This is a genomic window from Actinomadura formosensis NBRC 14204 (assembly GCF_001552155.1).
GTDB classification, from domain to species: Bacteria; Actinomycetota; Actinomycetes; order Streptosporangiales; family Streptosporangiaceae; genus Spirillospora; species Spirillospora formosensis.
Genome location: NZ_BCQQ01000068.1, coordinates 24,829 through 37,021, shown reverse-complemented (window position 1 = coordinate 37,021; position 12,193 = coordinate 24,829). Strand labels below are relative to the sequence as shown.

At 72.7% G+C, this 12,193-nt stretch carries 14 protein-coding genes; 6 read left to right on the top strand and 8 right to left on the bottom strand.

All coding sequences use genetic code 11. The features are described 5' to 3' along the window. Positions 1–37 precede the first annotated feature (37 nt). Positions 38–1,414, bottom strand: coding sequence for an amidase (locus tag AF1_RS18750; RefSeq protein ID WP_067800540.1), 1,377 nt, complete (start codon positions 1,412–1,414; stop codon positions 38–40). Positions 1,415–1,485: 71 nt separating this feature from the next. Between AF1_RS18750 and AF1_RS18745 the strand changes: the two genes are divergently transcribed. Continuing rightward, the gene (locus AF1_RS18745; protein WP_067800537.1) at positions 1,486–2,046 is read left to right on the top strand and encodes a TetR/AcrR family transcriptional regulator; all 561 of its coding nucleotides are present in this window, start codon (positions 1,486–1,488) and stop codon (positions 2,044–2,046) included. Positions 2,047–2,458: 412 nt separating this feature from the next. After that, positions 2,459–2,956, top strand: a complete 498-nt coding sequence (locus AF1_RS18740) for a DinB family protein (protein WP_067800534.1) — start codon at positions 2,459–2,461, stop codon at positions 2,954–2,956. 85 nt (positions 2,957–3,041) lie between these two features. Here AF1_RS18740 and AF1_RS18735 read toward each other — a convergent pair whose 3' ends face one another. Both AF1_RS18735 and AF1_RS18730 read right to left on the bottom strand, forming a co-directional pair. Continuing rightward, positions 3,042–4,385, bottom strand: coding sequence for a sensor histidine kinase (locus AF1_RS18735; protein WP_067800531.1), 1,344 nt, complete (start codon positions 4,383–4,385; stop codon positions 3,042–3,044). After that, positions 4,382–5,068, bottom strand: coding sequence for a response regulator transcription factor (locus tag AF1_RS18730; RefSeq protein WP_174548866.1), 687 nt, complete (start codon positions 5,066–5,068; stop codon positions 4,382–4,384). Before AF1_RS18730 ends, AF1_RS18735 begins: the two co-directional genes overlap by 4 nt. Positions 5,069–5,134: 66 nt before the next feature. Here AF1_RS18730 and AF1_RS18725 point away from each other — a divergent pair, with 66 nt between their 5' ends. After that, positions 5,135–5,587 (top strand): hypothetical protein, encoded by a 453-nt coding sequence (locus tag AF1_RS18725; RefSeq protein ID WP_131732512.1) that lies wholly within the window; start codon positions 5,135–5,137, stop codon positions 5,585–5,587. Positions 5,588–5,650: 63 nt separating this feature from the next. Here AF1_RS18725 and AF1_RS18720 read toward each other — a convergent pair whose 3' ends face one another. Further along, the gene (locus tag AF1_RS18720) at positions 5,651–6,280 is read right to left on the bottom strand and encodes a PaaI family thioesterase (protein ID WP_067800523.1); all 630 of its coding nucleotides are present in this window, start codon (positions 6,278–6,280) and stop codon (positions 5,651–5,653) included. A 223-nt stretch (positions 6,281–6,503) separates the two neighbouring features. On the opposite strand from AF1_RS18720, the gene AF1_RS18715 reads away from it, so the two are divergent. Then, positions 6,504–7,010 (top strand): DUF4870 domain-containing protein, encoded by a 507-nt coding sequence (locus AF1_RS18715; protein ID WP_067800520.1) that lies wholly within the window; start codon positions 6,504–6,506, stop codon positions 7,008–7,010. A 52-nt stretch (positions 7,011–7,062) separates the two neighbouring features. On the opposite strand, the gene AF1_RS18710 is transcribed toward AF1_RS18715, so the two are convergent. Continuing rightward, positions 7,063–7,746, bottom strand: a complete 684-nt coding sequence (locus AF1_RS18710; protein ID WP_067800517.1) for a cyclase family protein — start codon at positions 7,744–7,746, stop codon at positions 7,063–7,065. A 45-nt stretch (positions 7,747–7,791) separates the two neighbouring features. On the opposite strand from AF1_RS18710, the gene AF1_RS18705 reads away from it, so the two are divergent. Next, positions 7,792–8,619, top strand: a complete 828-nt coding sequence (locus tag AF1_RS18705; protein ID WP_067800516.1) for a HipA family kinase — start codon at positions 7,792–7,794, stop codon at positions 8,617–8,619. Further along, a complete protein-coding gene (locus tag AF1_RS18700) occupies positions 8,616–9,086 on the top strand; it encodes a DUF3037 domain-containing protein (protein WP_084263084.1) in 471 nt (156 codons plus the stop codon). The genes AF1_RS18705 and AF1_RS18700 overlap by 4 nt, the downstream gene beginning before the upstream one ends. Before the next feature lie 13 nt (positions 9,087–9,099). On the opposite strand, the gene AF1_RS18695 is transcribed toward AF1_RS18700, so the two are convergent. From AF1_RS18695 to AF1_RS18685, 3 genes are all read right to left on the bottom strand, one after another. Beyond that, positions 9,100–10,008, bottom strand: coding sequence for a hypothetical protein (locus tag AF1_RS18695; RefSeq protein WP_067800515.1), 909 nt, complete (start codon positions 10,006–10,008; stop codon positions 9,100–9,102). Positions 10,009–10,152: 144 nt separating this feature from the next. Beyond that, the gene (locus AF1_RS18690; RefSeq protein WP_131732511.1) at positions 10,153–11,091 is read right to left on the bottom strand and encodes a helix-turn-helix domain-containing protein; all 939 of its coding nucleotides are present in this window, start codon (positions 11,089–11,091) and stop codon (positions 10,153–10,155) included. 79 nt (positions 11,092–11,170) lie between these two features. Further along, positions 11,171–12,013 (bottom strand): GNAT family N-acetyltransferase, encoded by an 843-nt coding sequence (locus tag AF1_RS18685; protein WP_067800551.1) that lies wholly within the window; start codon positions 12,011–12,013, stop codon positions 11,171–11,173. Positions 12,014–12,193 lie beyond the last annotated feature (180 nt).

The following is a 12,193-nucleotide window of genomic DNA, read 5'->3' as shown; positions in this document are numbered from 1 at the left end:
CCCGCCGGTCCGGTCCCGCACCGGCGGCCGCCACGGGCTAGGGACGCCGCTCGACCCACCCTTCGACGGCCTCCAGCTGGGCGGCGAGCGAAATGAGCGTGGCCTCGTCGGAGTCGTGCCCGAGAAGCTGGGCCCCGATGGGCAACCCGGCCCCGGTGAATCCGGCGGGGACGTTCACGCCCGGCCAGCCCAGCACATTCCACGTCCACGCGTAGGGGCACGCCGCCGCGACCCCCGACTGGGTCTTCTGGTATCCGGCCCCGTCGAAGGCCCCGACCCTCAAGGGCGGCTGCGCGGTGGTGGGCGTCATCACGACATCGGCGAACTGGAAGATGCGGCCGACCCTCCTCCGCAGATAGGGGTCCATCTTCTTCGCCAGCGGCAGCAGCCGTCTCCCGACGACCCGCCCGATGCGCGCCTCCGCCTCCGTGCGGCGGTCGGGCCTCGGGTTCGGCAGCGAATCCAGCCAGTCGGCGACGCCGGCCGTCCCGCGCGGAATGAGCCCGAGCCCCACCGGCCCGTAGTCGGGATCGGCGGGAAAGACCTTGTGCCCCAGGTCGGTCAGCCTCCGGGCGAGCCGCTCGACCGCCGCCCGGATCTCCGGATCGAGCCTGCCGCTCACCCCGAAGGCCGTCCGGAACGAAACGGCGATCCGCAGCCTCCGCGGCTCCCGCCGCGCGGCCTCCACGAAGGACGTCACGGGCGCATCGACCTGGTACACGTCCTCCGGATGACTCCCGCTGATCGCATCGAGCATCAGGGCGGCGTCCTCGACGCTCTTGGCCAGCGGCCCCCACACGGTGATCCCGTTGAACGGGTCGGTCTGCGGATACCCGGAAACCCGTCCCCGCTGCGGCTTGATGCCGACCAGGCCCGTCCACGCCGCCGGAATCCGGATGGACCCGGCCCCGTCCGACCCCACCGCCGCGGCCACCATTCCCGCCGCCACGGCCGCCGCCGAGCCGCCCGACGACCCGCCCGGCGTGTACTCGGGATTCCACGGATTCCTCGCGCACCCGTACTCGGCCGACTCGCTGAAAGGCCACAATCCGAGTTCGCAGGTCGTGGTCTTGCCGACGATCACGGCACCGGCCGCCCGCAGTTTCCGCACGACCTCCGCGTCCCGCGCCGCGGGCCGGTGATCCCCCGCCACCGCGAACGGCGTGGTCTCCCCGGCCAGATCGGTGTCGTCCTTGATGGCCACGGGCACCCCGAGAAGCGGCAGCCGCTCCCCCTCCGCGAGCCGTTTGTCGGCCTCCAGCGCCTCCTGCGCCGCGGCCTCCGGCCGCACCACCCGGAACGCCCCGAGCGACTCCTGCCGTTCGATCCGCTCCAGGCTCCGCTCGACCAGCTCCCTCGACGAGACCTCGCCCTTCGCCAGCGCTTCCGCCTGCCCCGCCAGCCCCAGCACCACACGACCTCCCGCTATCGTTCGTTCGAACGAACGATAGCGAACCCCCTGTCTCTACGGAAGACTGGCCACTGATGAGCGCCCGTGACGAGATCCTGCAAGCCACCCTCCGCCTCATCGGCGAGCGAGGGATCGGCGCCGTGACCAACCGTGCCGTCGCCCGCGCGGCCGGCGTCTCCCTCGGCTCCCTGACCTACCATTTCCCCAGCCAGGAGGACCTCCTCCGCGAGGCCCTGCACACCTTCGTGGAAGCGGAGATCACCCGCATCACGGCCTATGTCACGGCCCTCGCCGAATCCGGCATCGCCCCGGTCCAGGCCGCCGAGCAGGTCGAGAAGGCCATCGTCGACTTCACCTACGGCCCCGAGCAGGTCGCGAACCTCGAACTCCACCTCCACGCCGCCCGCGACCCCGCGCTGCGCGAAACCTCGAAACGCTCCGTCGAGGCCTACGACCGCCTGGCCACCGCCGTCCTCAAGGCCCTCGGCATCCCGGACGCCGAACACCACGCCCCCGCGGTCGTCGCCATGCTCTACGGCCTCGCGATCCGCCGCCTCGCCACCGGCGACACCACCGCCACCGGCACCGCCGACGCCCTCCGCCTCCTCCTCCTGGGCGCCCTCCCCAGAAACTGAAGACAGGCTTCCGGCCCGCACGGCCCAGAGCGGGGGGAGGGGCCGTGCGGGCCGGAAGCCTGTCTCAATCAGGAATCTCGTCGGAACCTCAGCCGACGTTCACTCTGCTCTTCGCCTGTGCACCTCCGCCGTCTCTCAGCTCTGACACCCGCAACGCTAGGCCCCCGCCCCCCATAACAGGACGTCCTTAAGCCTCACTTAGGGAAGTGCTGAGCCGCCCTTATTCAGGCTTCAGGTGGTGCCGTTGGAGAGGGCACGCCGGAAGTCACTCGTCTGCGAAAACAGGAGGGGCGGCGGTCTTGTCTCGCTGGCTGGGGGTCCGCCTTCTCAGGGGTGGCCGGCGATCGGGTGGTCGCGGGAAGGTCATCATCCCGCCCGCGCGGTGGCGGAGGGCGGGCGGTACCGTCGCGGAATGGAACAGGTGCCGTTTACCGGTGGTGAGAAGGAAAGTCTGAAGATCGCCCTCGACCGGCATCGTGACGCGGTGCTGTGGAAGCTCCAAGGGCTGGACGAGGAGCAGGTGCGGCGGCCGATGACGCCGTCCGGGACGAGCCTTCTGGGGCTGACCAAGCATCTGGCGGCCGTCGAGTACGGGTGGTTCTGCGAGACGTTCGGGCGGGAGACGGAGCCGCTGCCGTTCGACGATGACGATCCAGACGCCGATCTCAGGGTCGAGCCCGGTGAGATCGCGGAGGAGATCGTCGCGTTCTACGGACGGGCACGCGCGGCGGCCGACCGGATGATCGAGGAGTTGGACGTCGAGTCACGCGGGACGGCGTGGCATGGGGCGACCGTGACGCTGAGGTGGGTGCTCATCCACATGATCGAGGAGACCGCCCGGCACGTCGGCCATATGGACATCATCCGGGAACTCATCGACGGTGCGACCGGCGACCACGCCCGGGACTAGAGAAGCGTCCATCGGGGCGGCATCGTCCCCGGTGAAGGTCCGAAGCCGGGTCCGGTGGCCTGGGCCTTGTCGTTGGGCCGGGGTGTCAGGTGCGGGAGTGGCGGCGGCCGACGAGGCGGCGGGAGCGGCGGGTGGGCGGCAGCCACCGGGTCCGGAACCACATCTGCACCTGGGCGCCGCCGAGGATGCTGCGGTGGATGCGCAGGTAGCCGCCGGTGGACTCGGCGGCGCGGCGGGCGATGTCCAGGCCGAGGCCGGTGGAGCCGCCGCCGCTGCTGCCGCGCTTCAGCGCCGCGTCCGGGTCGGTGATGCCGGGACCGCCGTCGGCGACGAGGATGCCGGTGATGCCCTGCCCCTGGTGCAGGGTGACGGCGAAGCCGGTGCCCTCGGCGGTGTGCCGGAAGATGTTGCCGAGCAGTGCGTCGACGGCGGCGGCCAGCTCGGTGCCGGGGAGCGGCAGCGGCACGGGCTCGTCGGCGCCGATCAGCTCGCAGGAGCGGCCCTCGTCCTCGGCGAGGACGGACCAGAACTCGATCCGGTCGCGCAGCACCTTGGACGCGTCGCAGCTGCCCCGCCCGGTGGGCCGCCGGACGGTCCGGATGATCTGGTCGACCTCGTGTTCGAGGCGGTCGACGGCCTGCCGGGTCTGGTCGGCGACGGGCCCGTCGCCGAGCGCCTCGGCGTTCAGCCGCAGCGCGGCGAGCGGGGTGCGGAGCCGGTGCGACAGGTCCGCGGCCATCTCCCGTTCGGCGGCCAGGAGCTGGACGACATGGTCGGCCATCGCGTTGAACGCGAGCCCCGCCTCGACCAGCTCGGGCGGCCCGTCCGGCTCGATGCGGACCGACAGATCGCCGTCCCCGAACGCGCCCGCCGCCTCGGCGAGCCGCCGGGTGGAGCGGATCATGCGGTTGCCGAGCCGGTCCGCGACGGCGACGGACCCCGCGACGAGCGCGCCGGCGACCGCCGTCATGACGAGCCAGGCCTTCCAGACGCCGCGCGACAGGTCCTCGTCCGGCAGGAAGACCTCGATGACGGCGGTGCGGCCCGCGTCCAGCGACACCGGCTGCAGCAGCGCGTATCCGCCGTCGACGCGGGCGGTGTAGGAGCGTCCGCGCCGCCGGGCCTCGGTGAGCTGCTCGGATCGTGCGCTGAAACCGCCGCGGTTGTGCTTCGGGACGAGGCCGCCGGCCGGCAGGTGGACGCTCATCCGTCCCTCGGCGCCGGCCTGGGTGCTCGCCACGGCGCGTTCGAGGGCGGCCGGGTCCTCGGTGACGACGAGGACGGGGCCGAGCGCGCTGGCCTGCCGCTCGGCGGTGGTGAGGGCGCGGTCCCGGGCGATCTCGCGGACGGTGAGCGCCAGCGGGATCAGGAACGCCAGCGCGACCATCGAGGTGACCGCCAGGGACACCAGGACGAGCGTCTTCCTCATGAGCGCGGGTCGGGCTCGGCCAGCCGGACCCCGACACCCCGCACCGTGTGCAGGTAGCGGGGGGCGGCCGCGGTCTCGCCGAGCTTGCGGCGCAGCCAGGACAGGTGGACGTCGATGGTCTGGTCGTCGCCGTACGCCTGCCGCCACACCTCGGCGAGCAGTTCGCGCCGCGCCACCACCCGGCCGGAGCGGGCGGCGAGGTAGGCGAGCAGGTCGAACTCGCGGCGGGTCAGCGCCAGCGGCTTGCCGTCCAGCCTCGCCTCCCGCCGGTCGAGGTCGATGTGCAGGCCGCCGACGCGCAGCTCCGCGGTCGGCCCGGCCCGGGTCGCCCGCCGCAGCACCGCGGCGAGCCGGGCGCTGAGATGCTCGATGGAGAACGGCTTGATGAGGTAGTCGTCGGCGCCCGCGTTCAATAACCGGACGATCTCCGGCTCGTCGTCGCGCGCCGTCGCGATGATGACCGGGACGTCGGAGATGCCGCGCAGCATCTTCAGCACCTCCGCACCATCGAGGTCGGGCAGCCCGAGGTCGAGGACGACGACGTCGGGCGGTGCCTGGGTGACCTCTCGCAGCGCGTCCATCGCGGTGCCGACGCTGCGTACGACATGTGCCCGCGCGCCCAGTTCCCGGATCAAGGCGGTCCGGACATTCGCGTCATCCTCGACCACCAGAACGCTTGCCATGGCGGAACCGTATGCCACCATGTGCCCATGCGTCGCACAATGTCGTATGTTACTCCGTGGGTTGGAGTGACTGCGCTCGCAGTGGCGTTCTCGTGGTTCGGCATCCGCGACGTCGTCCGGGGTGCAGTGTCGGAACGGTCGGCGCCGCCGATCGCGGGTTCCGTCATCCACTCCAGCCCGGCCGCACCGCCGACCGGATCGCCGAGCCCGCCGGACGGCGAGGACAACGCGCCCGCACCGTCCAGGTCACCGAAGCCGGCACCCGGCAGGCCCGGGGGTGCCTCGAAACCGCCCGGCAATGTGCGCAGTTACGCGACCCTCGGCGGACGCGCCGCGATGTCGTTCGAGAAGAACCGGGTGCGGCTCGTGTCGGCGACGCCGAATCCGGACTACGAGACACGCGTGACGCAGGCCGAGGGATGGCTTCGCGTCGACTTCATCGACGACGAGGAGCACACCTCGTCGGTCATCGCGTCGTGGTTCCAGCACGCGCCGAAGGTGCAGGTCTACGAATACTGAGACGCCACGGGCGGCGGCCCGCCGCCGGCCGGGCCGAGACGCGGGCGGGGCGGCCGGCCGGCGTCAGGAGTGCGGGACGAACCACTGCGGCATGACGAACATCGCGGTGGCCTCCACGGTGACGCGGCCGTCCGGCCCGGAGATCGTCCCGGACGCGTAGACCTTGCGCCCCTCCACCCGGCTGGCCTTCGCCTCCACCGAGAGCGGGACGCCGAGCGGGGTCGGACGCCGGTAGCGCGTCTCCAGGGCGGCGGTCATGCCGGGTGTGCCGGTGGCGGCGGCCGCCATGCCGAGGGCCTGGTCGAGCACCATCGCGGACATGCCGCCGTGCACGTACGACGGCGGTCCCTCGTAGACGGCGCCGAGGGTGAACTCGCCGCGGACGATGCCGTCCGTGCTGACGGTCAGCTCGACGGGCGGCGCGAGGGGGTTGAGGGCGCCGGTGACGGGGTTGGCGATCTGCCGGTCCATCCGCTGCGGGGAGGACCGGACGAACGGCGGGGCGTCCCGGCGCTCGGCCGCGAGCCGCGCGGTCAGCGCCTCGACCTCGGCCGCGACCGCGGCGGCCTCGGCCGGGTCGACACCGGTGAGGACGGTGGCCTCGGCCAGTTCGCGGACGCGGGCGGCGAGGCCGCTCAGGGCCGCCGCCTCGTCCTCCTCCAGCTCGGGCCGTTCCATCGGGATCGCGCTCATTCAGCCTCCTCGCGGGCGGCGTCCCCGGAACACCGCCCTATTAGCCGAACGAAATTCTAAATTAGCCGGGCGTCCGCTCCGGACGGCGGGGTCCGTTCCGCGGCCCGGCCCATGCGGTTCGGGAACGGCGCCGTGCCTTCCGGGGGACCCGCGTCGGCGAACCCGGTTCAGATAGATTCCTGCGGTATCTCCCATAGCCGCCCACAGAGCGCGAGGACAGCACGTGACGGACCAGCCCCCGCCGCCACCGCCCGAGCAGCCGCCGCCGTATTCGCAGCCCTACGGTCAGCCGCCCGGGGCGGTTCCCGGCCCCTACGACCCGCGGTGGGGGTACGGGCCCCCGGGCGTCCCCAACGGCGTGCCTCTGCAGGGTCCCACCGAAGAGACGACCTGGGCGATCTTCGCCTACGTCGGGAACGTGCTGATCGGCTTCTTCCCCGCGCTGATCATCTACCTGGTGAAGAAGAACACCTCGCCGCTCACCCGGTTCCACGCGGCGCAGTCGATGAACCAGCAGCTCACCATGCTGATCCACGTCCTCGTGGTGGTGGCGGTCTGCGTGCCGCCGGCGATCGCCTTGAAGGAGCCGGGCTTCCTCGCCCTGCTGCTCGTCCCGTACCTGGAGCTGCTGATCGCCGGGTGGACGTTCATCATCCTCGGCGCGGTGAAGGCGGGCAAGGGGCAGTACTACCGGTTCCCGACCTTCTTCTGCTTCCGCATGATCCGGTAGCCCGCCGGTACGCGCGGGCCGCTCCACGCCGTATGCCGGGCCCTTCCGTCCCTCACACCAGGACGGCCCGGTCGTCCACGCGGGCCACGGCCCGGACCGGGGCACCGTCGGCGGCGGCCAGCGCGATGGGGAACAGCGAGACCTCGATCGCACAGCCCTCGTCCTGCGCGTCGACCAGGAGCCCGAGCCCGGTCAGGTTCTCGCCGATCACCGCGCCCGCCCCGCACAGGACGCGGTGCGCGGCCAGGGAGAACTCGGCGGAGCCCGGCGGCGGGGTGCGGTCCACGCTGAGCGCGTCGATGGCCACCGTCCGGACACCGGCGGCGACGATCGCCTCCGCCGTCTCGGGCGCCGGATACGGATGGGCCAGGTAGTCGTCCGTCCCCCAGTGGGCGGACCAGCCCGTCGCGATGAGCAGGACGTCGCCGGGCCCGAGGCCGGACGGGACCGCCTCCGGCGGTATGGGCGTGCGGGGCGGCAGCCCGCGGACGTCCATGACCACGGCCGGGCCGGTGAAGCGGGTCAGCGGAATCTCGTCCAGGCGGGGCAGGGCGTCGTCGATGTGGAACGGGGCGTCCACGTGGGTGCCGGACTGCGACCCCATGTGCAGCGCGAGGACGTTCACGCCGGAGTCCGCGACGGTGAGCGCCGCGACGGCCTCCACCTCGGGATCACCCGGATACACCGGCATGCCCGTGCTGATCGGCACCGACAGGTCGAGCAGTTCAACGCCCATGTCATCGATTATCCCGCGCACACCCCCACCCGATAGCGTTGCGACGTGTTGCCACATGTGACGGCCATCCGATACGTGACGCCGCTGCGCGAGGGCGGTTCCCTGCCGGGCGTGGTCGAGGCCGACGATCTCGGCACCTACGTCATGAAGTTCCACGGCGCGGGGCAGGGCCGCAAGGCGCTGATCGCCGAGGTGATCGCGGGCGAGCTGGCCCGCAGGCTCGGCTTCCGGGTGCCCGAGCAGGTGCTCATCGACCTGGACCCGGCCATCGGACGGCACGAGCCCGACCCCGACGTCCAGGACCTCCTCAAGGCCAGTCCCGGCTGGAACCTCGGCGTCGACTTCCTGCCGGGGTCGCTCGGTTTCGACCCGCTCGGCTGGAGTCCCGACCCCGGCTTCGCGTCGCAGGTGCTGTGGTTCGACGCGTTCATCGGCAACGTGGACCGCAGCTGGCGCAACCCGAACATGCTCGTCTGGCACGGCGACGTGTGGCTGATCGACCACGGCGCAAGCCTCATCTTCCACCACGCCTGGGCGAACGCGGCCCGGCTGTTCTCCGGCCCCTACGACGTGGACGACCACGTGCTGACCCCGTACGCGACCCGGCTGGAGGCCGCCGAGGCCGACCTCGCCCCGAAGATCACCGAGGGTCTGCTGCGCGAGGTGACCGCGCTCGTGCCCGACCTGTGGCTGGAGGGCGAGCCCGGCTTCGCCGGCCCGCAGCAGCTCCGGGACGCCTATGTCGAGATCCTGCTGCCGCGCGCCGGCAAGCCGCGCGACTGGCTGCCCGACCTGGAGGTCGGCGGGCACGCGCCGGACACGTCCGCGCGGCGCGGGCAGAACCGTCCCGGCCGGCTGGGAGGCCCGGCATGAGCGGGACGGACCGGGAGGCGCGGGGGGGCGCCCCGCCGCGCAGGACCCGCACGGGCGGCGGCGGGACGAGCAACATCAGGGCGGCGGCCGAGCCCACGGTGTTCGAGTACGCGGCGTTGCGGGTCGTCCCCCGCGTCGAACGCGGCGAGTCGATGAACGTGGGCGTGGTGGTGTACTGCCGTGCGCTCGACTACCTCGGCTGCCGGACGCACCTGGACGAGCGCCGCCTGTCCGCCCTCGACCCGTCCCTGGACCTGGCGGGCGTCCGGTCGGCGCTCAAGGGCGTGGACGCGGTGTGCCACGGCGGCGAACGCGCCGGGCAGGCCGCGTCGCAGAGCCCGGGCAGGCGGTTCCGGTGGCTGACCGCGCCGCGCAGCACGATCGTCCAGCCGGGCCCGGTGCACGCCGGCCTCACCGGGGACCCGGCCGCCGAACTCGACCGCCTGCTGCGCCTGCTCGTCCTCTAGTCCCGCTCCCCCGCTAATCCCACTCCCAGCGGATGCCGTGGCAGCCGGCGGCCACGCCGAACTCGATGAAGTGGACGCTGTGGTAGCTGGACATGCGCAGGTCGGCGGAGTCCTTGAGCGCGGTGTGGCCGTCGGGACGCCACGTCCGGTAGCAGCGGGCGGGCAGCGCGGACGGGTGGAACCGCACCTCGATGAGGTACTCGTGCTGCGGGGTGCGGAAGCCGCGCCCCTCCTCGCAGATGGGCGGGCCGGTCTCCTCGAACCCGAAGCCGTACTCCAGCAGGTACGTCTCACCGCGGCCGAGCGCCCGGTCGAACAGCAGCTCGGCGGCGATGAGCCCGCTCGACTCGTCCATCCGGACCCGGCCGAACCGGCAGCCGCGCACCGTCCGCGACGACGGCAGGACGCCCTGCGGATGGTGGTAGACGGCGACCCACCGGTCGACGCCGCGCTGCTGCGCCTGGAACACCGCGCGGACCCGGACCTCGCGCAGTTCCCGGCGGCGGCCGACGAGGTACTGGTCGTGCAGGCTGAGCCCGGTGATCAGCCGTTCCCCGCGGTCACCGATCTCGTCCAGCAGGTCGCGGACGCCCGGCTCGGGGCACAGCTCCTCCACCGGCAGCCACGGCCCGGCGGTGCGCTCGGTGGCGGGCTTGAGCAGCGTCAGCAGCGAATGGCGCGGCAGTTCGAGGATGACCTCAAGGCCGCGGACGGCGCGCAGCGAGTCGGCGCGTTCGGGCCTGGTCCGCCCGCGCTGCCAGTAGCTCAGCGTGGACAGGCTGACGGCGATGCCCTGTTCCTCAAGGCGGCGCCGCAGCGAGTCGAGGCTGAGGCCACGCGCCTGGATGGCGGCGTGGAGGGCGACGTTGAACGGACCGTACTGTAGGACCTGTAGAAGATCATCCTCTGCGACACTCTGCACTTGCGGCCTCCCGGATCCACTCCGGCCGGCCCCCCGCCAAACGGCCTTGACTATTGGAATTGCCACTTCCGCGCTCACTGTAAAACCCGCGGGCCCCGATGCCAACAGGCGAGCCCCGCAACGGCGCCCCAGCGCCGATGCCGGTCAATGCCACTCCCATTCGATGCCGACGATGCCGCGCCGGACCGCGCCGACCGCGAGGTTCGCGCTGCCGGACGTGCCGACCCACAGTTCGCCGAGCCGCTGCCGCGGGGCCTGCGAGCTTTCCGCGGTGAAACCGTAGCAGCGGGCGGGCAGCCGGTCGCCGTCGAACTGGATGATCGCCACGTAGTCGTGGACGGGATGGGAGAAGCGCCGGTCGTAGCTGTCGGGCGGGGATTCCCCGACCGGCCCCACCTCGTATTCGACGACCGCCGTGTCCCCTGTGGACAGCACCCGGTCGAAGACGAGCTCGAACGCCATCAGCCCGCCCTCGGCGCGGATGCGGCCGGGCCGGCAGTACCGCACGGCCGCGAGCCCGCCCGTCCCGCCGCCGGCCCTGCCCGCCTGGTCGCCGCCCGCCTGGTCGCCGCCCGTCCGGTGGACGCACACCACCCGGTCGATGTCGTCGCCCGCGGCGCGCAGGACGGTGCGGACCGACAGCGTCCAGCAGCCGCGCGTCCCGTCCAGCCGGTACACGTCGTGGATGCTGAGCCGTTCGAGCCGGTGGTCCCCGGAGCGGTCGAGCTGCCCGACCAGGCAGGCGTAGCGTTCGGGGTCGGGCCACAGCTCGCGCACCGTGCGGCCCCGCTCCCCGGCGCCGGGAGGCCCGGTGAGCCCGCCGCGTCCGGCCGTGCTCCGGCCGGGCGCCGTGCTGGGGGCGGGATCGTCCAGCAGGTCGGTGAGCGTGCCCGGCGGCACCTGGAGGATCTCCTCCAGCACGACCACGACGGTGCGTGAGCGGGGCCGGCTGCGACCCCGCTGCCAGTAACTGAGGGTGGCCACGCTGACGGTCAGCCCCCGCCGGCCGAGGCGGTGGCGTATCCGTTCCAGGGTCAGCCCGCTCGCCTGGATCGCCTGCCGCAGTGCCCCGGCGAACTCCACGGCGGGATGGTACCCGTCCGGCAAGATCAAATCAGGTGATCGGGGCAGATCGGGCACGCAGCGACAAGCCGGACGCAGGTCAGAAGAGGATCGACATGAAAGAACCCTGCTCGCTGAATCCGACCCGCCGGTAGGCCGCGCGTGCCCGCGTGTTGTAGTCGTTGACGTACAGCGAGACGATCGGCGCGATACTGCGCAGCGCCTCCCGCACCACCGCGGACATCCCGGTCTCCGACAGTCTCCGGCCGCGCAGGTCGGGCGGCACCCACACGCCCTGCACCTGGCAGGCCCGCGGGGTGACGGCGCCGATCTCCGCCTTGAACATGACGCGGCCGTCCTCGATCCGGGCGAACGCGCGGCCGTCGCGGATCAGCTCGGCGACGCGGGCCCGGTAGAGGACGCCGCCGTCACCGGCGTTCGGCGACACCCCGACCTCTTCGGTGAACATCGCGACGCAGGCCGGGTAGACGATGTCGAACTCCTCCATCCTGACGCGCCGGACACGCGGATCGGCCGGCACGCCGGAGACGGCGGAGGTGGCCATCACCGGCTGGGACGCGCGGACGGCCCGCGGCGGCCCCCAGTACGGCGCGAGGATCTCCCACAGCTCCCCCACCGCGCCGGCGGGCCCGACGATGGACGAGCAGCGCCGCCCCTGCGCCTGGGCCCGCTCGGCGAACGCGCGGACCGCCTCCGGCCCGGCCGCGACCGGGATGAGATTGGCACCGGAATAGCACAGCGAGACGAGCCGCCCGTCACGCAGGTAACCCCACATCTGGGCGCCGAGACGCCGCGGGTCGAGGCCCGCGGCGTGCACGCGCGAGCTGACGAACACGTTGGACACCGGGTCGGCGTCCAGGATCGCGAGGGCCTCGGCCCGGTACCGATCGTCCAGCACGCGCACCGGCATCGAGCCCAGCATGCGCATGGCTACCGGCCCCGGGACGGGAACGGCCCCCGGTCGGCCCTCACCACTGAAAGCTCCACGAGCCCAAGCCTATGCGGTCCGGCTGCCGGACACCCCCGCGGGTTCGATAACGGCGGTCCCGGGCGAGACCGCACAAACGAACCGTGGCGTGCCCGTCCCGGCGGGGGACGGACA